Origin of the sequence: Mycobacterium adipatum, assembly GCF_001644575.1 — a bacterium.
Classification (GTDB): Bacteria; Actinomycetota; Actinomycetes; order Mycobacteriales; family Mycobacteriaceae; genus Mycobacterium; species Mycobacterium adipatum.
Genome location: NZ_CP015596.1, coordinates 667,316 through 691,606 on the forward strand (window position 1 = coordinate 667,316; position 24,291 = coordinate 691,606).

Below are 24,291 nucleotides of genomic sequence, written 5' to 3' on the forward strand. Positions count from 1 at the left end.
GTGCTCGGCCTCTACACGGAACCTAAGATGAATAGAGGCCACTTCGCACGCCGAGGACAAGGTCACGCATGACAGCTTGGTCCTCGACATCAAGGTAGGGACTTAAGAGGAGCCTCGCAGCTTCGTCGGTTCCCACAGCCTTCGTGAGTTCTTGGTGGAGGAGCGCACATAGTGTCGGCACTGGGTTGGGAACACCGTCGCCGTGGGCGACTGTCCGCGCCGTCGATGCGCATGCAGCGAGTACTTGGGCGTCGAAGTTCGTAAAGGCAATCGCTGTCGCGGCGAACCCCGCGATCGCTGTGTGGATTCTCGTGGGGTCGTGGGCTGCGGCGATCAGTCCGAGAGCCGCCGCTTCCACCCATGCCGCAACCAAGGGGGGATTCGCGAAGGCGGCCCCGGCGACGAGTTCGGTCCATACCTGGGTGGCTTGCTTATTGTCGGCCCACGCCGCAGCGCGGGTGAAATGAAACGCGACTGCCGTCGGTGCCCAATGGGTCGAAAGGGCAGTGAAACGGAGCCATTCGGTGTCCACGGGGAGGTCAACGGCGTAGGCGTCGCGGAGTGCCCAGAGGCAACGCTGCGCCGAAGGTTGGTCGATGAGCGCTTGCCGTTCGAGAGCAATGAGGAGTGCGACTGTTCCGAAGGTCGGGACTGAGTGGCCTTGCGCGAAGACGCGGAGCCCGAGATCGTCACAGTACAGGGGGAGTTCGCGAACACTCGCCATATCGAGCGATCCCAGCCACGCCAGGTGCACTTGATCAGGATTGCCTTCGAGTGCCTGGAACTGCGGCCAGTCACGAGCCGCCAATTGATTTGCCTCACCGAGGCACCACTCCGACCGGTCCCGCATGAGTTCCTCACCGGGGTCGGGCCGATGCAGACGAACGTCGTCGGTGGTGGGTTCGTAACCCAGGGTCGCTAACGAAGCTAGGCGAAGGCGCGTTGCTGTGGAGGTGAGGTCATTGAGTGCCGCTTGAGTGACCTCCAATCGAGGAAAGCCGGATCGGAGAGCGGGCCACATCTCGGGTATGTAGGAGCCGAGCAGCAGCGAACTCAGGTCAATAACGGCGGGTCGGTTTAAACTACCTGTTGCCGTTTCTATTTCGCGCTCCAGCTGTTCATCGTCCGGAGCCGCGATGGGCAGGCAACCTGCCGCGCGCGCGAGCAGTGATTGGCTGTAGTACGTTCCTGCCCTGGCTGCTAGAAGACCGTAGGGTAGCCCGTGTTTGGCGACGTTTTCGGCCTCGTCAGCGATGGCGGCCGCTCGGGCATGCAGCTCGGGTCTGAGTTGTTCGAACATTTCTGCCGGTGTCCCACGCACCACTTGAGCTGGTGCGTTCCCTCCGGAGCCGTATTCGACGGAATGCTGGGAGACTAAGGCCTGCATCCGACGAATCGTGTCGGGAGGGAGGTCGCCCCAGGGCTCGTCACCCTGGAGATAAAATCCACCGATCGCGACCGAGGCGAGTTCGGTGTCATCGGGATACGCGGCGGTAAGCCGGAGGATTTCAGCGGCGGTTTCTGGCCCGGGAATGTTTCTGGCTGCGAGGAAGGTCCATAAGCGTGCCTGAGCGACGGTCGTGGGTGTGAGCGCGGGAGCGTCTGCCAGAACGTGCCACGCTTTCGCGACTTCCCCGCAGTTGTTCAGGGCGGATGCAAGGTGCCATCGGTTCGTCGAGGTACGGCCTAGATCGGTGATCCACGCGCGGCACCGCGTGACCATCTCGCGCCATGAGCGGGCAACACCTGCCGCCTCCACACGTACAGCGTGGAGGTAGGCGCGATCATCTGTCGATGATGCAGGCACCCCATGCAGTACCTCGCCAGCGAGGTCGGCCGCGTCTGAGAAGTGCTCGTGATTGACCAGCAGGCGGACCGCCTGAAGGTTGAAGGTGTGGTCGTCGAAGCGGTCGGCGGCGAGACGGAGCTGCTCAGCGGCACTTCGAATATCGCCGGCGTTGATGAGCGCTTCTACTAGCAGGTTTGATGAAAGCTGCGTCTGCTTTGCACGCCGCAAGAGTGGGATCGCCGCCGTGTGCTTGTCTTCGGCAACAAGCTTCTGCGCCTCAACAAGAAGGGGCGTGTCGTCGGTCCGAAGCGCCAGTTCCGCGAGCCCTCGAAGCTGCACCCCGACGGTCGCTGCGTTGACCCAGTAGAGAGTGAGCTGGTCTGGACTACTGGCACTCTCCCATACACGGTCGTAAGCAGCCTGGAGCTCGGTCATTGGGGCGCCCTGCTGATGTAGTAGGTCGGCATGAACGACATCTCGCGCGAAGCTCGCCGGCATTGCAGGGATCGTGGAACGTGCGAGCGCCGGTCGGCCCTCAGCGACAGCTGCCTGCGCAACGAGCAGTCGTACCTCGGTTCGGTCAGCCTCGTGCGCAGTCGCGTCGCCTTCAGGAGGAGCACTCCCAAGCCGGATCGCCGTCGAATACTGCCCCATCATGATGGCCGCTTGGCAGGCCATCTCCACTGCGTCCCCTGCGTTGACTCGGAATCGTCGCAGCAGTTCGCGGGCTCGAAGTGCCAGTTCGAATGCATCGGCCTTGAACGCGTGAGCACCGGATGTGGTCGTCTCGCGGCTTATCACCAAGTACGCCCTGGCAAGCTCAATCTGCAGGCCCGCGACCTCTGGGTACCGATCTACCGCGGAGGAAAGGAGAATTACCAGCTCGTCGAGACGGTGCAACCGGTTGAGGGCGTGTAGGCGGAAGCCGAGGAGGAACGGATCTGAAAGTGCGTCGTTCGTCGGCAGCAGCTCCAGAACGCGTTCTGGATCGTCCGATAAGACGGCCGCAATGACGTCAACACTGCGATCCGCCGCGGACGAAGTCTGAGCAGCTTCCCTGCACCGGTCAGACGAAACCTGGTCGCCGGTGCCTGCGTACTCCAAGGCGGCACGCGAGTAGAGGTAGCCGCTATCGTCGGATCGACCTGCCGCCGTTTCGAAGAAGCGTCCAGCACCACGCTGGACTCCGTAGCACCGGCACAACTCGGCGGCGGCAACCAGCGTCGTGAAGGGCGCTTCACCTAACCACTGGGGCGGCTCTGTCGCCATCTGTAACAGCGCTTTGTGCGGGTCTTGCTGTGTTGCCAGCTTGAGGAGGTAACTGCTGTCCCTGCTTGGCCCCAACCGTTTCAGGGGAGGCCTGGAGAGCGCCGGGAGGGTGAGCAACGCGGCTTCGAAGTCGTCGGGCTGTGTGAAGGCGCGTTCGAGGTCCTCAAAGCATGTCTTGAGAAAGCTGATGAGTTGAGACAGCCGACTCTCGGCGTTCGCCTCCGCCTCGACGTGACGCCGTGAGGCGCGATGGTCGGCAACCCCAACGGCCTCTGAAGCGTCTAAACTCGCCATCAGAGACCGTGCCGCGACCTGCACTATTTTCTGAGCCTCCTCGCGGCTAATGCGCCGACTAAACCGTGTTGCGCTGGAATAGTCGACCAGTCGCGTCACCAGCGATTCGTAGAATTGCGCACCACCGGCGATGAGCTCCCGCCAAGTGTCACCGTCGCGGAACCACGTCTTGAAGGCACGACGCGGAAAGCGGCCTACTTCGCTCCGTATGTGGTCGCCGAGTCTCTTCTCGGCGTCGTCAGAAAACACGAAGTTAATCGCTCGTTGGTACGCGTCAGGTGCGATGGCGTTACCGATAAGCCACAGTGCAAACGGATCCACAATCCGATTCTCTATGACTCTGCTGCTGTGTAGCGCGGTGGCTGCGGCCGGGTCACTGAGAGTTCCAGTTGGCATTGCTAACGTAGGCGGGTCTGATCACCGCGCACATTGAGCCGGTAAACAGCCGGGCTCGGACGCCAGGGTATTCGCTCGCGTCGGTCTGGTCAGCAATTTCGCAGGCGTGCCGCTGTCGCCGAACCGCTAGCTTCTGGTCGCAGCAGATTCCTGCGCACGACATTAGGTCGTCTGCTGGTGCTGCACTAATGTGTGGTTGCGCTGGGGAAAGTTGGTTGCGGTACACGTTGCCAAACTGAACGGTTGCAGCAACCGTTCCTACCGGCCGATATGTCGGGCTGCGAACGCGGCCGAGCATCTCGGCAGCGCTGACGGTGCCTCGGGCGTAGTTATCTTGGTCGGGGGGCATCAGTGCTTTGTGAGCCCTCAAGTTCGGTGCTTCGGCGGGCTGCGTGCACCGTCAACTCTCGACGCGAGACCTCCCGGTGCTCATCCAACACTGACACCACCTTCGATCGAGTCCTCTTCGGCGTGAGCGCCGCGCACCGATCCAGGATCACGCACTACCTATTGCGTAGCAACGACCACCGACACCGGGTAAACGCCGTCCGCGTGCCTGCTGCACCGCTTCTGTCTGCGCACAGGTGCGATTCTAAAAGTCTGAGACATGCCGCAGCGGCGCGATCGGAGCGCCTGCAGATCGCTCTGCAGGCGACTGATTCTCAGCACTGAGAATGCCTCCTGTCGCGGCAACATTCTCACGGTTGCGAAAAGTACTGGGGTTGAGAGAAATTCGCGTCACAGAGAAATGCTGACTCGGTAACGCGGCGGTGTCGATCGCGTTCAGGCAGTAGTCACCCCGTACTAAGCATCGCACCATCAGCTCATCTGTCCCCCTTATGAGCGGAGTGCCTACCCGTGACTACCAAACTACGAACAACGTTGTCGTCGTCTGAGCCTGACGATATGACGCTAGACATACGGCTGGAGTCGGGCGACGTTGCCCGCGTCGGCATGTCGAGTGCGAAGCCGGCCATGCTGGATGAGGCGGTGCCGTGGCGAACGTTCCGCATGTACTACGGCCAGCCGCACTATTCGGGCACATATTGGACGGCGACCGAGAACAGTTCGGTCATCTATGAGTCGCGTCTGGAGCTGTCTCGCCTGATTCTCGCCGACTTTGACATGAAGGTGAGCCACATTGTGGCGCAACCTTTTCTCCTGCGTGCCAAAGTCGACGGGGTACGCCGACGGCACATTCCCGACTACTTTCTCAACACCTGTGATGGCCCGGTCGTGGTCGCGGTAAAGCCACGTGACCAACTCGACAAGCCCAAGAACATCGACACATTCGCCTGGGTGCGCTGCGCAATCGAATGCTTGGGTTGGCGTTTCGAGATCGCCAGTGAGCCAGAACCGGTGCTGATGGAGAACGTCCGATTCCTTGCCGGGTACCGACGTTCCCGCTACGTCAATGCCGACGCTTTGAACGAGCTACGCAGCATGAACCTGCGCAACGGGTCGTTCGGCGACGCACTTCGACAGGTGAGGCACGCCCCGCCACCGCTGGCGCGATCAGCGCTGCTGCACATGTTGTGGACCCACGAAGTCTCTACCGATCTCAACGCTGTTCTCACCGACCGAAGCATTCTCATCACTAGGAGCGCATCATGACGGACCCCGCCCGGTGCCGCATCGAGATTGGCACCCGCTGCCGCTACGACGGCCAGAATTACACTGTCACTGAGCTACTTCCGACCGCAGCCGGGACTGACGTTCTTCTCAGCGCGCCCGGCTCAGTAGTCCGACTGTCATTGGTGACTCTGGTCGAAGGCGTCCGGGCGCAGATCATTCCAACAACTACAGGCCCGTCATCCAACGACGACCTCGACCCTGCGTCGGTGATCCTGGCTTCCTTGACTGCAGTACAGACGCGGGAGATCCGCAAACGCTGTGACCATATCCGGGAGATGCTCAGCGGCTACCGCTCCGGTAGTGCCGAACTGAGGCAAGCCGACGAACCGCGACCGGAGTACGCGAGCAGCGAGCCCCTGCTAAGCAGGTACGCCGCGAAGGCCAAGGAGCTCGGATACACGGTTCGGCATGTTCGCCGGTTGGCCAGGGCCTACCAGCAGCACGGCGAAGCGGGCCTGGCCTCAGCGCGGTGGCAGGGCTCCAGCAAGACCGATCAGCGTTGGGTGCAGACGGCGTTGCAGATCATGGTCGAGCACACCAACGAATCCAAACCGTCCCGTAAAGCGATCATCTTGCAGACCGCCAAGCGGCTGGAGCTGTGGTTCGGTCCCGGCGCGGTCGAGTTGCCTTCCCAGGCCACCGCCTACCGGGAGCTGAATTGGCTTGATAAGCAGCACCGCACCTTCGGCGGGACCACGAAACGCAACCGCGACATCGCTGCCCGGTCGAAAAAGCCGCACGGCAAGCTGCGGCCGACGCGGCCGGGGGAGTACCTGATCCTCGACACCACCGCCCTCGACGTGTTCGCCCTCGACCCGAAAACTCTGCGCTGGGTACGGGTCGAGCTCACCGTAGCGATGGACTGGTACACCCGATGCGTCGTCGGACGCCGCATGACGCCAGTGTCGACTAAGGCTGTCGACGCCGCCGCGGTGCTCTACCAGACGATGCGTCCCAAGCCGGCACACGACCGGTGGCCCCCTTATGCGGTGTGGCCAGAACACGGTGTGCCACGGGAAGTCCTGATCGACCCGGACCAGTTCGACCGCGCCGGCAAGGGCGCCTCAGGCCCGGCGATCAACCCCGAGACCATCATCACCGACCACGGCAAGATCTACGTATCCGATCACCTCAACAGCGTCTGCCAGCGGCTGGGTATATCCATTCAACCCGCACGCGTGCGAATGGGCCGAGACAAAGGACCCCTGGAGAGATTCTTCGGCACCGTCCGCGAGAAGCTCCTGCAATACCTACCCGGCTACAAAGGGCCCGACATCAACTCCCGCGGTCTTGATGTGGAAGACCATGCCTGCCTGTACATCGACCAACTGGAAGCGATCTTCGACGAGTGGGTCGCCACGGTCTACCACCACCGCAAGCACGACGGGCTCATCGATCCCGGCCTGCCGACGAAGAAGAGGTTGATCACGCCCTCGATGATGTATTCCCAGGGCCTGGCACGCGCCGGTTACATTGAGGTGCCGCGGGATCCGCAGCTGGCCTACGAGTTCCTCCAGGTAGAACCCCACGTCATTCAGCACTTCGGCATCAAGCGCGCCACCTTGAAGTACGGGGATTGCCAGCACAACATCCTCAACGAGTTGGCCACCATGCCGAGCCCGTATCGGGGAAAGCTGGCCAATAAGTGGCCGATTCACGTCGATCCCGACGATGTGTCGCGTTGCTACATCAAACATCCCGACACGCGGGAATGGCACACGCTGACCTGGGAGCACGCCACCCGGTATCCCATGCCGTTCAGTGATGAGGCATTGCGCTTCACCCGCACGCATGTGCTGCGCCGCGACGGGTTTATCGAGGAGGAGACCGCGCTGGATGAGCTGATGACGCGGTGGAACATCCGCCTGGGCGATAGCCCCGCCGACCGTCGTATCGCACTGCGGATGGCACGCCACGACGCCGACCTGAGCAGGGAAGCAGAGTCTGATGCCGAGGTTGTGGCGGCGTTGACGTCGGTCCCGAAACCTGAGGACCAACCCGCTGTGACGGCACGGGCGCCACGCGAGGTGGAACTCAGCGACGACGACGACCCCGACGACGACGTGGAAGAAGATTTCCTTGACGAGGATCTGGAGTGGTCATGAGCGACATGCAGAACCTCAGTATCGGCACGAAGGAAGGCTGGCAGAGGGTCGTCGCCGCCCCACCGCAGAAACGACCGGCATTGCTGACCATGCGAAAGATCCAGCGGATGAGCGGATCTGAGCTTGCCGACTACAACAAAGAGCGACGGCTGTGGCACGGCAACATGGGCGTGTTGCGCACCCTGGCACTTGAGGCGCTTCACGAGCAGCTGTGGGACACCATCGGCAGCAACGCCCAAGACGGTGCCCGCGCCAAGGGCGCGGTCGCAATCGAAGGTGACTCGAATCTGGGCAAGAGCACCGCGGTGGAACTGTTCGCCAAAGAGTTTCACCAGCGTGAGATTTTGGAGAACGGCGCCCTCACCGACTATGGGCATGAACGGCACCCGGTCGTGCGGGTCACCCTCAGCGGAAATCCGACGGTCCGCGACCTCAACGGGTCGCTGCTGCACTATTTCAATCATGCCGGGCGTCTGCGGGGCAGCGCGGGCGATTTCGCCCGCCGCGCGCTCGATGTTTTTCTCGATTGTGAGGTGCGGCTGCTGATCATCGACGATCTGCACTTCCTGCGGTGGGAGTCCGCCGACGGAACGAAGGTCAGCAATCAATTGAAGTATCTGGCCAACGACTTCCCGATCAGCATGCTGCTGGTCGGGGTGGGGCTGACCGACCTTGGTCTCTACAAGCAGGGCCGCACTTTCGGCAAGGCGGTCCTGGGACCGACTGCTCGGCGTACCACTAGATACGCGCTGAATCCGTTCGGGGACAAGGAACCCGCTCAGCGGCGGGAGTGGCGCACGGTGGTGAAAGCCATTGAGCGCAAGCTGGTGTTGCCCAACCACGTGGACGGGACATTGGCGCGTTCCCTGAGCGATTATTTGTTTGACCGCAGCACCGGGTACATGGGTTCGTTGATCAGCCTGATCACCCGGGGGTGTGCGCGTGCGGTCCGTACCGGTGCGGAGGGACTCACCGAAGGGCTGTTGGACCAGGTGCGGATCGACGTGGCTGCCGAGACCGAGCGCAGGCAGACGGCGAAGCTGTTGCGGGACTGCTACCCCGGCTGAGTGGGGTGCCCGCGCGGTGTCCACGGGTAGCGAAGTTCTCATCGCTGTGCACCGGGCGGGCGTCCCACCGACGGCGGCCGCAGGGAAATGTCGTAGACCCGGGCCAGCCGTCCCACCGTTTGCCGCGAGACACCGACCATCGCACCGATCGTCTTCAGCGACAGCTGTTGATTGAGGTAGAGCTCCGCGAAGTACTCACGGGTCAGGCGCTTTCGGGCGTCGGCCGTGACGGCCCCGGCGGCGCGGCGCTGCGCCGCAGTCTGCACGGGCCGGGGCGCCGGTTGGTCGTTGAGCACTTCCCGGACCAACTCGATGGGCACGCTCAGTCGTTCCGAGACGGCACCGAGACGGCAGTCGCGCGGCTGAACGAGCGTGTGCAGAGCGGCGATATCAAGGGCGGTGTCGACCGGATTGCGGCTCATCCAACCGGGCAGGGCGTGAGCGGGAGGCGACCAGCGCAGCGGCTCATCGCCAAGGCCGTTGTCATCGAGGAACTGGCGCGCGGCGTCGTCGAGCGCGATCACCATCTCCGGATACAGAACCCGAGGCATATCGGCGACGACGGCGCGGAATGCGCTGGTGTTTACCGCTTCGGCGCACAACCGGGCGGGCGAGCCGGTGATCCGTTCATAGAGCCAGCACCGGATGAAGCGGATCCGAAGCCCGCTGCCTGGTGTGAAGCCGATGTCACGGCAGATCCTGTGCCACAGCGATTCCGGCAGCAGAGTGCCGGTCGAAAGGTTCCGGCGGCGTTCGTAGTCGATCGGCGCGGGATGTTCGGCGAGCAGATCGGCCATGGCACCCAGCATCACGGCCGTGTCCGGCCAATCCGGACGCGCCGCCAACGCCTGCAGTACCCGTGAGGCCCGCTTGCCGGTGCTGATTGTGTCCAGGCTGCGGCAGGCCTGATCGAGCTGACGGTGGCCGGCGGCGAGCGCGACGGCCGCGCTGAGACCCAAACGCAGGTGCTCGAAACCGACGGGGGTGTCCGCCACGGGAACGGCCCAGCGGTACCAAAACAACGCCGGCAGCGAGCGGTGCACGGGGGGCACGCACTGCGGGGCGGGCCGCGGGCGAGGGCTGTGACAGCGGAGGCGGACCTGAAGGGCGTGCCCGAGGTGGGGAGTGAGGGCGGCGAGTTGCACGCTGGTGAGGGTGTCACTGGTGCCGTGGGCCCAAGTCATGTTGGTGGGGGAGACGGCGAGTCCCTGCGCGCGCGATGAAGTGATCAGCCACCGGAGGTGTTCGCCGGCTGCGGGCACCGAGTCGGCGGCGAGTACCGGGATTGCGGCGCACGCGGCTACGGCGGTCTGCGCGGCCGTGGGCGGTGAGGGCACGGCGCTATGCAGCCGATCGGCGGCTGACGACTCGACCACCGCGCGCAGCGGGTCCCGGTTGGTGCGGCCGATACCGACGGCCTGCAGGTCGGCTGCTGAGGCATAGCGCAGGGCGCGCATCCCGAGAGCAGTCAGGTCGCGAAGATACTGCGCGGCGGTCACCGGCGCCTCCCGGTAGACGCCCTCGGCGGCGCACCCCGCTGCGACGACGGCAAGGATTGCCTGCTGCGCCTCCAGTGCGGGATGGGCCTTGGGGAGACGCGGTGTTTTCGCGGCGGACAGGTCGGCGCCGCAGCGCGGCGAACTCCGACCGACGCCACCGGGAAGTGCGCACCGCCCGGGCACTGGCACGGCCTCGATCGGTATCGCCCGTGTGCGCTGTTGTCGCTTGCACTGCGGGCAGTCATCGGCGAGCAGGCACCGGTGTGTGGGACAGGCAAAGGCCCACCGCAGGCGCCACCACAACATCCAACGTCCGCCGGTATCGGCTAGGCAGGCCGGGCAGTACCGCGATCCGGGCAGGGTGAAGTCCCGCAATCCCGCATCATCGCCGGCAGCCTGCAGACTGAGGCCCGTGCGCAGCATGGCGCGCAGCACCTCGGTGTCGACACCGGTGGCCGTCGACAGCGACTCCGTCTCCGCCGATGGCATATCGACAGGAAGTCGCGACCGTCCGGTGCCGTCGGGGTGGTCACGCAGGCCAATGGAGTCAAGCAGATCCCCCCAGGCCGCGGGGCTGCGCGCAGCGAGCGCCTCCAACCACGAATCGAGCGCCTCACCCGGCAGAGGTGCGACGCGGACCGGCAGGGTGCGGATCCGGCGCGATGGCGTGGATGGGACGGGAGTCACAGCATCATCTCCTGCCAAGATCACGAATGTCGGGCTTGGCCTACAGACATTCCGGCTGTTATGCCTACTTCTTGTGTAGATGCCGACCCAACCGAGCCGACACGATCCCCGCCGCATCGAGCAATGGGCGCACCACCGCCAGGCTGTCGGGGGAGCCATCCGCCGGTTGCGCAAGGAGCGGGGGCTGACACAGGAGCAGCTGGCCGACCGCAGCGGGGTGGACCGGACGGTGCTGATCGACGTCGAGTTGGGCCGCCAAGGCCTGTTGTACGAGCGGTTGTTCGACATCGCGGAGGCATTGGACCTGCCGGTGGTCGATCTGTTCGCCGACGCATGACAGCGCCGCGGTGACCGTCCGGCACCCGATGTCGGCGCCTGACGGCCCATGATGCGCCGGTGTGGTTCATCGCGGTGGGGGCACGTGTGGACGGAATACGCGGCCAGTATTGGCGGCAACATTCTGGGCGCAGGTGGTGCAGATCGTCTTATGCCACGGTTCCGAGTCATTGGACACCGATAACCGCGCCGGGTTGGCGCACACCTCGCACACCGTGGTGGAGAAGCGTTCCGCGATCTCCAACAAAGTGGAAAAGCGCTGCTGGGCAACGGGATCAGCGATCGAGGAACCTGCGTAGTAGCGCAGCGAGCCGAACTTCTCCTTGACTTGTCGCACGACATAATTGGGGTCGAGCTCCAGCAGCTGTCCGTGCAGTTCGACGATGAGCGGGAACCAACCTGCTTCGCAGTCGATCCACCGTCCCCAATGCGGCGGGATGCGCGACAAGATGTCAATAAGCGCGTCGCGATGATCGCCGGCATCTTCGGGGATTTCCATCCCGGCGAGCTCCAGGTCACCGGGCGGTGCGGGCTGACCGGCGCCGACACCTTCTGCGGTAGTGCTCTCGTCGCCTGCACGTGAGGTCATGGTGGGTGCTCCGGTAATTGGTGGGTCTAGTCGATGATTCGATCGGGCAGGAACTCTCGGGGGGACACGTTGAGCACCCTGGCGAGCTCGTAGACGGTCTCGATGTTCGGCGTGGCCTTTGCCTCGGTAAACCTGTACAGATTGGCCTGCGACAACCCTGTGGGTACCTTCCCGCGGCACCGGCGCTTCAACGCAGCCGCCAACGACGTGCATTTAGCTTTTCGTGTTTGCCCCGTTTCGACATCACGGGCTTCGGTACATCGAAGGAGCTCATTAAATTTCTCTGAAAAGAATATGGTAGCCGGGCCTGGCTCGGACTCCGACGCATTTTTCAGCGGCTTACGTACGAGCTCGTATTCACGCATCGCGACGTCCTTTCTGCCAACGAATAGTCGCTCTGATGCACGAAATGGTAGCCCGGAACAACGTTAGCTCAAAGTCGGGCTTGCACTACATTATGCACCTGATAGCCACGCCGACAACTACGGCTGCGGCCGTGTGTCGCCGAATCGTTACGCCGCGACCTACACGCCTGAATTATGGCTATTGCGCGCGATACACGTCATGCGACATCACGAACTTCGAGCCCGGCTCTTGACGGTCGGCTCGGCGAATCGTAACTACCCGCAGCCGATAAACTTGAATAGACCCAATTTGCTCGAACGTGTCAATTTGTCTCATCAGAATGCAATATCAATCGGTACACTAAATTACCCTTGGGGCTTGACTGAAATAGCCTCAAAATTTGCCAATAAAAGAAATTCCAAAATCACGATCCAATATCCCATGAGCGACGCGTATTTCACAGCGCGGCAGTTTGCGCACGCTGACGTGTCCGGCAGTCATGAATGGTGGGCTATGCGCCATCCGTCGGATCTGATCGTGAAAAGTGTTCGTGGCGAACGCGGTCCAGCCTTCGAGCTATGCTCGCCCCACAACGCTCAGGCTGGCCTCGTTGTGTGGAGGAGCACCGACGTCGCATGCTAGACCGGCCTCATGAAGGCCGCCGAGCCTGGCGACGTGGGTCCGCGGGTGGCCGATTTCGTGGACCGGGCCGCGGCGGGCGAAGAGTCCGTGATCACCGATGCGGGTCCACCCGTCGCCAAACTGTATGTGCAACCGCGGACTGAGATCGCCGGTGTTTGCCGGGGCGGGCGATCCTCACCGGCTCGATCTAGGACCCGCGCGATCGCCTCACCGACAGATAGGCCCGCTCGAAGCTTCGTCCGTCAAGGGTCCGCGAGGCAGCCTGCACGCAAGCGGATCAATGCGGACCAGCGAGAGTACGGGCATTCCGGCCTCGCTGATGCGGAGGGTGGCGCGCCTGCCGACCTGTCTGAGGGTGCTCATCGACACCACCACGTTTGTTCGACGCCCGCGGACGAACCTGGGCGCGTTGTGGAGGCTTTGTGATGGAAGCTGTTTCAGGACGTACCCCGAGCTTATCGGCATGGGGAACATTACCTGTGACGGAAAATATATGCAGCACAGCGCAAATCAAGTCACCATCCCAGCACTCGACCGTCTCACGTTGGTGTCGGTTGCGTGAGGTCACTAGCCGCTCATTCCCCCGGCTAGCACGCTGACCGTGAGGAAGGTCCTAGGAGCGGAGATCATCCAATGCGAACACTGAAAAATGATGATGGCTCGCCCCCGAACGTTTCTGATGTGCGGGTGCACCTCCGGATAAAGGACCAAGAGGCACCGTTGTGCATCCCAATCAGCGAAGCCGAGCCGGAGCTGCTAGCCGATAGTGGACTACCGTGGCGCACCTCGCGATGGCTCTTTGGCTACGAGTACCACTCGGGCGCCTACTATTCGGCGACGACATCAACACAGGTGATCTACGAGTCACGCCTGCAGTTGCGGTGTCTCATCCTCGCCGACTTCGACCCATCAGTGACTTTCATTGTGGCCCAGCCATTTCAGCTTCACGCTACTGTGGATGGTGCGCGCCGACATTACGTCCCCGACTATTTCCTCACGACAACGAGCGGACCTGTAGTGCTCGACGTAGCGCCCTCCGAGCGACGCTCATCACCTCGGTCACGCGACACATACGCCTGGATGCGAATAGCTCTGGCAACTCGCCAATGGACGTTGGACGTGATCAGCGAACCGCCGCCTGCGTTCTTCCACAACGTGCACATGCTTGCCGGGTGCCGAAGGTGCCCGGTAACACTGCACACCGCGTTGACACAGCTACGATCTCTCAACCTCATTGGCATGACCATCGGGGAAGCCATAGCGTGTGTCGACGGCGAGCGTGATATCGCGTACGCCGCTCTGATGCAGCTCCTGTGGACTCACTATGTGTCGGTCGACCTGAACGCGCGCATCCACGACGACACGTTTCTCGTTGCCTCCGACTGCTGCGACGTTGACCTTCCGAGTGGATCAGCAACCGACTGTCCTGCGAGCGAGGGGAAATGCCCATGAATGAGTTGGCACGAAAACCCTGATACTGCGGATGCATCCACCCCACGACCGTGGAGGAACTCGACGCGGCAATGGGTGACGTGCGGCTGGTTGTCCCAAGGCAGCCAACACATGTGGGACCTGGACGCCTTGTCCTGCACGCGAGTCCAGTCTGTGCGAGCCCTTCCGACAAGTTTTCGGTGGACCGTGTATCGATTCCCGGCACTCGTGTCGAGCGATGGTCGCGGGCCGGCTCATGGGGCTGACCCGCCGACCGTGCACCGGTGATCAAACCCGCTCCGCACCCGACGTGGAGCACGGGCAGACCTGCGAGTGTCGCGGGGTGGGGCGCGAGCAGGATGCCGCGGGCTAAAGATGCATGGGAGAGCCCGAGCGCACGAAAGTGCGTATCGGTGCCTCGGATCGGCCGCTCTTGCATGAGTTGGTGTAAGTCCGTTGTCATGACCAGCTTTGGGTGGGCAATCCGTCCGCCATCACATCCCGCCACCGCCGGATTCGTGGTGCGCCAGCGACCAGTCAAGCCGGTAGGAGTAGTCCATGCTGAGGTCCTAGGAGAGTCGCTGATTGAGCTCCGCCGAGCGCTCGGCAACCAACCTGCCGACCTCGTCGACCCGCTTGCACCGCAGATGATTCCGGATGGTGGTGACGATGAACGCCGCCCTCTCCCGCAGGTCTGCGCTGTAGCCCGCCGCGCTGGTTGTTCCGGTGGCAATGATGCCGCCCTCGATGATCTCGTCGAGCCGATAGCGGGTGGTGCCGTCATCATTGGTGCCGTCAACCACGCGCCTGAAGCGTCTGCTCGGGCGCAGGCCAATTTCGATGTCCCATTCGGTGTCGCGCACGCGGAAGGCGAAGTTGTATCCGTCGACTTCACCGCGCCATTGCGCGGGTGCATGGCCGCCGTGGTCGTACACCAAGACACCGGGCTGATCAGCCAGCCACGACTGCAGTTCGGCCTCGTCGGTCTGCTGGGCAGCCCGCAGCCGCTGACCTTCGGTGCTCTGCCAGAACTCGTTCATGTCACCGAGGAACCACCGAAAGGCCTCCGCCGACTTCCACGTCGGATGTATTTCGCGGCGTCTAGCATCGGTGATCACCTCTCCGGGCCGAGCAGGGCGCGGGGCATCTTTGGTCAACAGCGGCATCCGCACGCTGAACGTGAATCATAATCGGAGATCAGATCAGGAGGTGTTTCCGATGGCAAAGGCGCAGATGGTCGCGGCGATCGAAAGCGCCCGCCAAGCAGCGAACCTGTCCCAACGAGCACTTCACGACCGCACCGGAATCTCGCAACCGACCCTTAGCCGCATCCTTTCGGGCGGGCGGCCGGCGAAGACGACCGAGATCATCCAGATTGCCGATGCTCTTGGCTGCACGGTCGCTCAACTGACAGGGACGACCGTCGCCGACCGGGTGCAGTGCGCGGTGCGATCGACGAACGGATCGGCCATGGACACGATGCGCCAACGGCTGCTGCACTTCGTCGAACTCGATGCTTACCTGGACGGCTAAGCAATCCCCGCTGCGCGGTGATGGCCCCGGGAATGGATGTCAGCTGAGTATGAGGACTTCGCGGCAGCGTTCTGCGCGGCGCGCAAGTTCCGCAACACCTAGATCAACGCGCGGGCAGGCGGATTCCGCACGTTGGACACCAGTCGACGCTTGCTCCGAGGGCGGCGGTGATCGCGTCCAGTTTGTCGGCGTGGTGTGTGCAGGACGTCCTTTTGGGGTGATCGCGGATGGTGGTCACGATGAACTGTGCTCGCTGCACGACGGTGGTCCCGTAGCCCTCGGCGTCGATGGTGCCGGTGGCGATGATGTCGCCTTGCTGGACTGCCTGTCGGCGGGTCTGGGTTCTGCCATCGATGTTGTGGCCGTTTAGCACCTCACTGAAGTGGCCGGTGGGGCGTAGGTCGATTTCGATGTGCCAGTCGTCGTGGCGTTCGCGGAAGTAGAAGCTGTGCCCGTCGACGTTGCCGCGCCATTGTTCGGGCATCGAGCCGCCGTGACTGTGAACAGCGACACCGGGGTGCTCGGTCAGCCAGTCCTGAAGCGCGGCCTCGGCAGCCTGGCGGGCGTTACGGGCCTGTTCGCTGTCCGGGGACTGCCAGAGGTCGCGAACCTCGTTGAGCGCTTGTTTGAAGGAGTTGCGCCTGTGTTCGAGAGTTCGCATGCAGATGCAGGCGAATCCGTAGTCATGGTGGTCGTTGTCGGGGAGCTGAGGATGACAGGAGCAGGTGCAGCGCGCACCGCTGTCGATGTAGCGCCACTCGGTCAGAGCATCCAGGACGACGTCGGCCACCGCGTCGGCCTCATCAACACCGCGCTGGCGGGACTGTGCCACGGTGAGGGGCTGAGGGTCGTCGTCCACGAGGAGCCAGCATGGCAGGCCCACAGTGCCGTGTCGTGCGGGGTTCCCGCGATCGGCAATCGCTACGGCCGCGTCGGAGTCGCCGCAGGCGCGGCGGTGGAGCGTGCGCGGGCAAAAAGGTTGCCGATGAGATGTGGCGGGAGACTTCGGTGGTCATCCGAGAAGATGAAGCGCACGCTCACGGACGCCTTCACGGGCACCTAAGCCAGGGAGGTAGACGTCTGAAATGTACTTATTGCGCCAATAGGTCCGATAAGGGACTATATGTGCATGGCGGAGATGACCGCGGCAGACGCTGCTGAGCACCTTCAGGTGTCCCAGCGGCAGGTGCGCCGGCTGGCGAGCAACGGCGTCCTGGCCACCACCCGGGTGGTGGGACGCACGCTACTGCTAGACGCTGCGTCAGTGCACCAGTTGGCCGGGCGTGTGCGCCACAACGGACGGCCGTGGACCGCGGCGACAGCCTGGGCCGCGCTGGCGCTGCTGTCCGGCCAGGACGCCCCATGGATGGACTCAGCCGCGCTATCTCGCCTCCGCCACCGCCTGCGCGGCGCGCGCGCGACCGAGGTGGCGTGGCTGGCCCGCGGGCGTGCCCGCGTGCACCAGATGCGGGGTTGGGGGCAAGACACCGGCCTGATCCCGACCGGTGTGAGCGTGCTCGGCCATCCGCAACTGGCCGCGCTGTTTGATCTGTCCCCGGCCGAGCGGGGAGCCGACGGCTACGTTGCGGCACGGCACTTCAATGACATGGTCACTAGCCTGGGACTGTTCGACGACGTCGAAGGTGACATCACCGTGCGCGTCGTCCCCGACGATGCAGGTTACGCGCTCGATCGCCCGCTCATCGCCGCAGTCGCTGTGGACCTTTCCGAGTCGCTGGACACCAGGGAAGCCGCTGCCGGCGAACGGGTCCTCGACGATCTGCTCGACGCGTTCCGCGACGGCCGCGCAGTCCGCCGACTCGACGAGGCCCGGTGAGCGCGCCGCCGGATTCGCAGAGGATGGTGTGGAAGATCAGCGCACCGCCGGGTGGGTGGCCGCCGCCGTGGCCGCAGCTCGTCGAGATCGTGCAGACCATCCCACACACGCAGTGGACGCTGGTGGGCGGGCTGATGGTGCAGCTGCACGCCGTGCACGCGGGATTGGCGCTCACCCGCCCGACTCGAGACGTCGACATGATCCTGCACATCGAGACCGGGGCGGCGACCTTCGCAGGCGTGCGCGACGAGCTGGAACGGCTCGGGTACGCGCTGCACGAACCGGTTGGCGAAGGTCCGGCGCACCGGTTTGTCCGCGGACCTGACAGCGCCGAGACAGTTGACGTGATGGTCGCAGACCATCTGCCCCCGAAGTGGCACCCGAAGGTGCTGCGGCGAACCGTGTTCGCAGTCCCCGGCGGCACCTCGGCGCTGCGCAAGACGGTGAACTGCGAAATGGACACCGGGGAGACGACGGTGATGCTCAGCGTCCCCGATGTCCTGGGTGCGCTGGTGCTCAAGGGTGCGGCTTATATCGAGGACTCGCGGGATACGAGTCGCCACCTCGACGACGCTGCGGTGCTGGCTTGTGCGGCAACGGATCCGGTCGGTGACCGCGCGCGCATGATCGGCAGCGACCGCCGGCGGGTTACCGCGCTGTGGAAGGTGCTCCAAGACGAAAACCACCGGTCCTGGCTCGCCACCGGACGCAACGCGCGCCGCGGGCGCGCTGCGCTTCGGGTGCTGGTGGGCAGTTGAGGCGCTGTGGTCCTTGAGATCCCTGATCGCTACGAAGTCCTCTGTGGCCTGGCCCGGCCTGGCCATCAGCTATCTGGTGGAAGGTGTTGCGGCGGGCGAACCCGCAAGTAGACATGAAGTTTGAGAAGCCACACGCCCGACAACATCCCGGAACGAGGGCGGACAAACTACGGCCTCACTATTTATGCGTCGACGTAGGGCCCCGTAGTCCCGCATAAAGGACAATCCCCGGTCGGACGGTGTTTTAAGCTGAGACCGGTGTTGATCTCGCCCGACCACTGCTGCGAAAACCGTCATCGGTATCGCCATGATGCGTCACGCATGGTGGGCGCGTCGAGGGCTCCAATGCAACGGGCTCAGCTGTCGCGGGTCGGGTTCTCGTCAACGAGTGAGTCCAGAAGCATGTAGCCGGTGGGGCTCCTAGGTGGGCTGGCCGAATCGGTGGTGGTGATCTGAGTGATTGATTCGATCTGTGAGGATTGCCTGAAGTGCTCGTAATCCAATGGGCGCGTGGGGTCGTCGAAGAACACCAGCGACGTGAAACCGACACGAGGCCATCGCTCCACACGGGTGATGCGCAGGCGCTGACCGTCCATGGCGAACTGACCGGACAGGCTGGCGGGGCCAGGCATCCGCATGTACGTCATCGCATCCAGGTCCCATTCGTGACGGCTACCTTGGGTCACCACCAGCCATGAACCGCCAACGCCCGGCCCGAGTTCATCGAGGCTAACTTGCAGCGGCACGTCGTCGGCGTTTGTCATGGCCGACATTCTCGCAGTCCACACCGACACCTCAGCGCGCGACGGCGCGCGACGATGTGACATGAGGTGTCGCGGCCGCACGCGCTATCGGCGAGGCTTAAGCGATTCGCTGGTGTCGTTGTAGAAACCGGATTGCGTGACATGTTCGCCGAGGCTAATGCCGAACACTCCTGATCCCATGGCCTGGGCCATGCGCATGCAGGTGCTATCCATCCGGTCTGCTCGGGCGATGGCTCCTGTACCGACGTCTTCGTCGCTGCCGTCGAACCTGCTGGTGGCTAAAGGGAATGAGCATGGAGACCATTGTCGCTTCCGGCTCGTCGCTAGCGGGAGCTGAGACAATGCGCGTCAGAAAGCAACCACGGTCGCAAAACGGTCGTCGTCGGCTAACGCACCGCTGCGGCAGCAACCAGAATGTGGTTCCTCTCCTAACCGGCATGAAACCGCAATTGCTTATGGCTGCGGATTCGCGGTGCCATGATTGTGGGAGAGGAGGGCACATGGCCAAAGGGGATGTAAGCACCTACAACGATGATGGTGTGTGGAAGTCCAAGGTAGAGGGCAGCAGTCGCGCCGCGCACGCCGGTGGTACGAAGGCCGAGCAGCAGGCAGTCGGCAAGAAGATGGCCCAAGAGCGCGGGGTGGAACACACCATTCGTAAGCTCGACGGCACCGTCGGTGAGAAGAATTCGTACGGCAACGACCCGAATCCGCCTAGGGGCTAACAGCGGACCATAACATCGAATTTTGTTCGATTGCTCCTAGCGCAGGCGATCTGCACCGCTGTGCGGTCGAGGGTTATCTATCTTCCCTTGTGCCGCCAAAGCTGCTTATGTCGATCGCGGCCGCCAAGCCCCGCGGCCGGAAGCGCTGCACCTCCTGGGCCGCCAGGAACGTCGGGATCGCCCGGAGCACATGCCGTTCCAGCCGGGTCCATACATCGCTGCCGACGCGGACCTCCTCGGCGATGTCTCGACAAGCACCTGCCGCGGCGGGGTCGTCACCGGATTGGGCCGGCAGCAGCAGAAGTTGGCGGTCACGTTCGATCTGGACGCGGATTTGAGTGCGGACATCGTCGAGCCACAGCGGCATGTCTGCCTGCCAGTCGACGGTGCCGACATCGCGCACGGTGTCGGAGAGCCGTTCACGCAGGCTCGCCGAGAGACCGCGTGCGGTGTGGGTGGCCTGACGAGCCGATTCCAGCGCCTTGTCGAATTCACCTGACTGCATCTGAATCTCTACCAATAGCTTTAAGGCCAAGGCACGGTCGGCGACATCGGTGTTGAGGGCTTGTAGATACAGCAGGATGGCTTCGTCGGTGGCGGTGATCGCCGCGCCCGACTCCCCGTCGACTATGCGAATCAGACGGAACCGGAATACGTCGGGTTCAGGGTATTCGCTTGCAACATCGCAGTGCATCCAGGTGGCGTCGTGTGGTCGGCCATCGTTGAAAAGTGCGTTGAACACCAGCCGGGCGACCTTGGTGTAGGGGCGAGCGGGGTCGCTGGGATTCATCCTACGAGCGGCTTGAGCGAGGTGATCGGTAGCTGCGTCGAGACCGACCGTGCCCTCCAAGCTCGCCTGGTTGTGGACGACGTAGTCGACCAGGCGCAGGCCAATTGCGCGAAATCATAACCACGGTGGTCGATATCGGCGCGCGGGCCGGCCCGGTTCAGCAACTCGAACACTGGTCCGAGCAGTTGAAGTATCTTCCACCGGTCCCTGAGATCGGTGCTATTTGCCATTGCCCCCTACCTGCCCTGCTGCCCGATTAGACACCATAGGAGTGACACGTGTGACCTATTGGCCTGAGCGACCCGAACTGGCACCTGGTGCGACCGACAATGAGGTGCTTGTAGCACTCGGACTCATCTTTCTCACTTGTCGGAAATTCTCCATATGCGGCCATACAGGTCAATATGAACGCGAGCTCAAACCGAGCACCGCAGCGCGGTCGAGGCGCATTGATTCTTTATGCGGTGCTCCAAGTCGTCCGACAGGCACGGAGCGGGAGAGCCCGACGTAATACGTTGTTATCGGCGGTGCGGCTGAGCGTCCTAGCGAATGCTTGGATCGAGATGGCCCCTCTTGGCAGGAACCGATTTCGGCTACATCAGCGGGTGAGGGCGTCTGCGAGGTCATCGGGGATCGGCATGGGCGTCATGAGGCCGGCAGCGGCGCGGCCGGTGTTGCCGACGGGGTAACGCCCCATGACTGAGCCGGGGGCGGCAACAATGAGGCGGACCACTTGGCCGAACGCTTCACGGCGGTCACGTTGGCGTAGCGCCAGCGCCAGCATGGCGGCGTGATTGCAGGTGTGGCGCCAGGGATCTGGTTGTGACAGGATATGCGCTCGCTCCAGGTGTTGCCAGCGCGTCGCCGCGTCCGTTGCGCGCATGGCGGCCGCCATTTCGTCTCGGTAGATCCGATCGGCCTGGGGGCTGATCCGTGGCATGGACTCTCCTGTCGGTCGCCGGTTTGCCCGTTACGGCAAGTTGGCGCGGTTGACGGCGGTCGCTGACGTGTCGGGTGCGCAGCAGCCACATCCGTGTACACCGCATGCGGGGTTGTCGGTAAGTTCAAGACTGAGTGCGATTGCTGCGGTTGGTGTGGGAGACACCGGCCCGCAGCAGGTGGCATCGAGGTGGGTGGGCGCTGGCCCGATGTCCACGGAGTGTGCGGTGGATATGTGTGGGGCTGTTGTCACGCCGGGCAGGGTGTGGGTGCGTGCTGCGCGGATGGCGTTGAGGATGACCAGGACTTCGGCGAACTCGTGGATGAAAACCACCGTGGCCAAGCCGAGGATTCCGAGGGCTGCCAGCGGTATGAGGATCGTGATGATGGCCAGGGAGATCGCGATGTTCTGCATCATGATTCGCCGGGCGCGACGTGAGTGCGCGAGTACCTGGGGTAGGTGTCGGAGGTCTTCGCCCATGAGGGCGACGTCGGCGGTTTCAATGGCAACGTCGGTGCCCATCGCTCCCATGGCGATGCCGATGTCGGCGGTGGCCAAGGCGGGTGCATCGTTGACGCCGTCGCCGACCATGGCGATGGGCCGCCCCTTGGCCAAGCCGGACAGCAGGGCGGCCTTGTCTTCGGGCAGTAGTTCTGAATGCACGGCGGTGATGCCGGCATCTGCCGCGACGGCCTCAGCGGTGCGGCTGTTGTCACCGGTGAGCATTGCCACCGTGATACCCAAGTCTTTCAACAGGTTGACGGCCTCGGCGGCTTCGGGTCGCAGCTCATCGCGCACCGCGATTGCGGCGACGGTGAGGTCATCGCGTGCGAGGACCACTACGGTGGCACCGGCGGTCTGCAAACGCGCAATGTCACCGGCGAGTGCGCCGGGCGGGACCCACGACGGCTTACCGAGGCGCAACCGGCGACCGTCGAGGGTGCCGTGCAGGCCGTGCCCGGGCACGGCGATGACGTCGGTGGCGATCTTTGTGTCACCGGCGGCGTTCAGGATCGCCTGTGCCAGTGGGTGTTCGCTGCGGGCCTCCAGTGCTGCGGCGAGGATCAAGGCTTCAGTGCGGCCGACTTCGGGCAGGGTGATGACCTCGACGACTTTGGGCTGATTGCGGGTGAGGGTGCCGGTCTTGTCCAGGGCAATGACTTTGATGCGCCCCAACTCTTCAACGGCCGCACCACCTTTGATGAGAGCACCTTGGCGGCTGGCGGCTCCGATGGCCGCGACCACGGTCAGCGGGACGGCGATCGCCAGGGCGCATGGGGACGCGGCAACCAGCACGACGAGCGCCCGCTCCAGCCACAGCATGGGGTCGCCGAGTACCGCGCCTGCTGCGGCAACCAGGGCGGAGAGGGCCATGATCGCCGGGACCAGTGGGCGGGCGATCCGGTCGGCCAGCCGTTGGCCGGCGCCTTTGCGTTCCTGGGCTTCTTCGACGATGTGGACGATGCGTGCCAGCGAGCTGTCGGCGGCCACGGCACTGACTTCGACTTCGATGGCTCCGCCGCCGTTGATCGCCCCGGCGAACACCGGGCTGGCCGGTCCGGCTTCGACCGGGACTGATTCACCGGTGATCGCCGAGAGATCCAGGCTCGTGTGACCGGACCGGATGGTGCCGTCGGTGGCGGCTCGCTCGCCAGGACGGATTACCATGATGTCGCCGACAACGAGATCATCTGGTGATACTGAGGTTTCGGTGCCGTCGCGGAGCACCGAGACCTTGGGCGGTACCAGCGACAGCAGGGAGCGCAGCCCACGGCGGGTCCGGGCGACGGCGTAGTGTTCCAGGCCTTCGGCGACCGAGAACAAGATGCTCAGCAGCGCGGCCTCGGCGAACTGGCCCAGCGCGACCGCGCCGACCGCGGCGATCGTCATCAACGTGCCCACGCCGATGCGCCCGTGTCTCAGGTTGCGCAGAGCACTGGGCACGAATGTGCTCGCGGCGGCACAGACCGCAGCCAACTCGACTGCCGCGACCACACCGTGAGAAGTGAATTGCCCGATGGCCCATCCCGCGGCCAGTAGGACCGCGCCCAGCGTCGCGAGCTGCAACTCACGGACCTGCCAAAGCTTTTCCGGTTCGGCGTCGGGTTCGGTAGCGGGCTGGGGTCCGCAGCATGCATCAGACACAATCTGTCTCCCTCTCAGCAACCACGCCGGGGAGCACCGCGGCTGTCAGTGCGCGTCCCCGGTCGGTCAGTCGATACATCACCAGCTTGCCCTGGCGGCGCGAGGACACCAGGGCGGCATTTTTGAGCTGGCGCAGGTGATGTGACACCAAGCCTTGCGACAGCCCGATGATCCACGCCATGTCGCAGACACACAGCTCGTCGCCGACCGAGAGCGCGACGGTAAGAGATAGCCGGGTGGGATCAGCCAAGCCGCGGGCTGCGGCTGCGGCCGCTTGCACGGTGGCGCTGTCGGGCACCGTGGCGCGAATCTGCTCGGCGTGAGGCAGGTCTAAGCAGAGAAGATCGCAGGTGTCCACCGGCTCGGTCATAGTCACATAATAAAGTATGTTGATATGAACACGGAAGAGCTGGCGCCCGGCCTTTCTGGCGATCTGCCGCCCGTTGTCGGGCGGGAGTGGTCGGCCCTGGCGTGAACACGCGGCACATGTGGTATGGATTCCGCCGACGGAGGCTGTTTGCGACACTCCTACTAATCTACGTAGTGTCTCAGTAGATAGTTTCACTGATGAGCCTGCGGGCTGATCGGTGCACAGGAAGGTGGCACTCGGATGTTCCAGACCGCAGACATCGCGGGGTCCAGCGCAGCGCCTACTCCGATAGCGGCGCAGCGTCGGTGTGCGGGACTGTCGCCAACGGCAACGATGATCGCTGAC

At 63.7% G+C, this 24,291-nt stretch carries 20 protein-coding genes; 9 read left to right on the forward strand and 11 right to left on the reverse strand.

Annotated elements, in window-relative coordinates; all coding sequences use genetic code 11:
- Positions 1–22 precede the first annotated feature (22 nt).
- Positions 23–3,673, reverse strand: a complete 3,651-nt coding sequence (locus A7U43_RS03020; RefSeq protein WP_067990948.1) for a hypothetical protein — start codon at positions 3,671–3,673, stop codon at positions 23–25.
- Between the two features lie 981 nt (positions 3,674–4,654).
- Between A7U43_RS03020 and A7U43_RS03025 the strand changes: the two genes are divergently transcribed.
- From A7U43_RS03025 to A7U43_RS03035, 3 genes are all read left to right on the forward strand, one after another.
- The gene (locus tag A7U43_RS03025) at positions 4,655–5,362 is read left to right on the forward strand and encodes a TnsA-like heteromeric transposase endonuclease subunit (protein ID WP_231963505.1); all 708 of its coding nucleotides are present in this window, start codon (positions 4,655–4,657) and stop codon (positions 5,360–5,362) included.
- A 242-nt stretch (positions 5,363–5,604) separates the two neighbouring features.
- The gene (locus A7U43_RS03030) at positions 5,605–7,488 is read left to right on the forward strand and encodes a transposase (RefSeq protein ID WP_231963506.1); all 1,884 of its coding nucleotides are present in this window, start codon (positions 5,605–5,607) and stop codon (positions 7,486–7,488) included.
- Positions 7,485–8,555, forward strand: coding sequence for a TniB family NTP-binding protein (locus A7U43_RS03035; RefSeq protein ID WP_067990955.1), 1,071 nt, complete (start codon positions 7,485–7,487; stop codon positions 8,553–8,555). Before A7U43_RS03030 ends, A7U43_RS03035 begins: the two co-directional genes overlap by 4 nt.
- Positions 8,556–8,593: 38 nt before the next feature.
- Here A7U43_RS03035 and A7U43_RS03040 read toward each other — a convergent pair whose 3' ends face one another.
- Positions 8,594–10,741, reverse strand: coding sequence for a TniQ family protein (locus tag A7U43_RS03040; protein ID WP_197499950.1), 2,148 nt, complete (start codon positions 10,739–10,741; stop codon positions 8,594–8,596).
- Positions 10,742–10,820: 79 nt separating this feature from the next.
- Between A7U43_RS03040 and A7U43_RS29585 the strand changes: the two genes are divergently transcribed.
- Positions 10,821–11,078 (forward strand): helix-turn-helix domain-containing protein, encoded by a 258-nt coding sequence (locus tag A7U43_RS29585; RefSeq protein ID WP_067990965.1) that lies wholly within the window; start codon positions 10,821–10,823, stop codon positions 11,076–11,078.
- Between the two features lie 66 nt (positions 11,079–11,144).
- Here A7U43_RS29585 and A7U43_RS03050 read toward each other — a convergent pair whose 3' ends face one another.
- Together A7U43_RS03050 and A7U43_RS29590 are read right to left on the reverse strand one after the other, a co-directional pair.
- On the reverse strand, positions 11,145–11,666 hold the full coding sequence (locus A7U43_RS03050) for a hypothetical protein (protein ID WP_067990968.1): 522 nt from the start codon (positions 11,664–11,666) through the stop codon (positions 11,145–11,147).
- Between the two features lie 26 nt (positions 11,667–11,692).
- On the reverse strand, positions 11,693–12,031 hold the full coding sequence (locus A7U43_RS29590) for a helix-turn-helix domain-containing protein (protein WP_156525826.1): 339 nt from the start codon (positions 12,029–12,031) through the stop codon (positions 11,693–11,695).
- 1,255 nt (positions 12,032–13,286) lie between these two features.
- Here A7U43_RS29590 and A7U43_RS03060 point away from each other — a divergent pair.
- The gene (locus tag A7U43_RS03060) at positions 13,287–14,105 is read left to right on the forward strand and encodes a TnsA-like heteromeric transposase endonuclease subunit (protein ID WP_082901996.1); all 819 of its coding nucleotides are present in this window, start codon (positions 13,287–13,289) and stop codon (positions 14,103–14,105) included.
- Between the two features lie 548 nt (positions 14,106–14,653).
- Here A7U43_RS03060 and A7U43_RS03065 read toward each other — a convergent pair.
- Positions 14,654–15,250 carry a hypothetical protein gene (locus A7U43_RS03065; RefSeq protein ID WP_156525827.1) on the reverse strand — a complete coding sequence of 199 codons (597 nt, stop codon included), beginning with the start codon at positions 15,248–15,250 and terminating at the stop codon, positions 14,654–14,656.
- Between the two features lie 52 nt (positions 15,251–15,302).
- Between A7U43_RS03065 and A7U43_RS03070 the strand changes: the two genes are divergently transcribed.
- Entirely contained in the window at positions 15,303–15,617 is a 315-nt protein-coding gene (locus tag A7U43_RS03070; protein WP_067990982.1) for a helix-turn-helix domain-containing protein, read from the forward strand.
- Between the two features lie 103 nt (positions 15,618–15,720).
- Here the strand turns inward: A7U43_RS03070 and A7U43_RS03075 are convergent, their stop codons facing one another.
- The gene (locus tag A7U43_RS03075) at positions 15,721–16,476 is read right to left on the reverse strand and encodes a hypothetical protein (RefSeq protein ID WP_231963507.1); all 756 of its coding nucleotides are present in this window, start codon (positions 16,474–16,476) and stop codon (positions 15,721–15,723) included.
- A 270-nt stretch (positions 16,477–16,746) separates the two neighbouring features.
- Between A7U43_RS03075 and A7U43_RS03080 the strand changes: the two genes are divergently transcribed.
- Both A7U43_RS03080 and A7U43_RS03085 read left to right on the forward strand, forming a co-directional pair.
- Complete coding sequence (locus A7U43_RS03080; protein WP_067990984.1) at positions 16,747–17,454, forward strand: MerR family transcriptional regulator; 708 nt, start codon at positions 16,747–16,749, stop codon at positions 17,452–17,454.
- Positions 17,451–18,212, forward strand: a complete 762-nt coding sequence (locus A7U43_RS03085) for a hypothetical protein (RefSeq protein ID WP_231963508.1) — start codon at positions 17,451–17,453, stop codon at positions 18,210–18,212. Before A7U43_RS03080 ends, A7U43_RS03085 begins: the two co-directional genes overlap by 4 nt.
- A gap of 356 nt (positions 18,213–18,568) precedes the next feature.
- Here the strand turns inward: A7U43_RS03085 and A7U43_RS03090 are convergent, their stop codons facing one another.
- A complete protein-coding gene (locus A7U43_RS03090) occupies positions 18,569–18,976 on the reverse strand; it encodes a hypothetical protein (RefSeq protein ID WP_156525828.1) in 408 nt (135 codons plus the stop codon).
- Positions 18,977–19,476: 500 nt separating this feature from the next.
- On the opposite strand from A7U43_RS03090, the gene A7U43_RS03095 reads away from it, so the two are divergent.
- Complete coding sequence (locus tag A7U43_RS03095) at positions 19,477–19,701, forward strand: DUF2188 domain-containing protein (RefSeq protein ID WP_067990996.1); 225 nt, start codon at positions 19,477–19,479, stop codon at positions 19,699–19,701.
- A 73-nt stretch (positions 19,702–19,774) separates the two neighbouring features.
- Here A7U43_RS03095 and A7U43_RS03100 read toward each other — a convergent pair whose 3' ends face one another.
- From A7U43_RS03100 to A7U43_RS03115, 4 genes are all read right to left on the reverse strand, one after another.
- Positions 19,775–20,491, reverse strand: coding sequence for a hypothetical protein (locus A7U43_RS03100; protein ID WP_067990998.1), 717 nt, complete (start codon positions 20,489–20,491; stop codon positions 19,775–19,777).
- A gap of 598 nt (positions 20,492–21,089) precedes the next feature.
- Positions 21,090–21,431, reverse strand: coding sequence for a DUF3703 domain-containing protein (locus A7U43_RS03105; RefSeq protein WP_067991000.1), 342 nt, complete (start codon positions 21,429–21,431; stop codon positions 21,090–21,092).
- Between the two features lie 30 nt (positions 21,432–21,461).
- Positions 21,462–23,576 carry a heavy metal translocating P-type ATPase gene (locus A7U43_RS03110; protein ID WP_067991002.1) on the reverse strand — a complete coding sequence of 705 codons (2,115 nt, stop codon included), beginning with the start codon at positions 23,574–23,576 and terminating at the stop codon, positions 21,462–21,464.
- Positions 23,569–23,946 carry an ArsR/SmtB family transcription factor gene (locus A7U43_RS03115; RefSeq protein ID WP_067991004.1) on the reverse strand — a complete coding sequence of 126 codons (378 nt, stop codon included), beginning with the start codon at positions 23,944–23,946 and terminating at the stop codon, positions 23,569–23,571. Before A7U43_RS03115 ends, A7U43_RS03110 begins: the two co-directional genes overlap by 8 nt.
- Between the last annotated feature and the right edge of the window lie 345 nt (positions 23,947–24,291).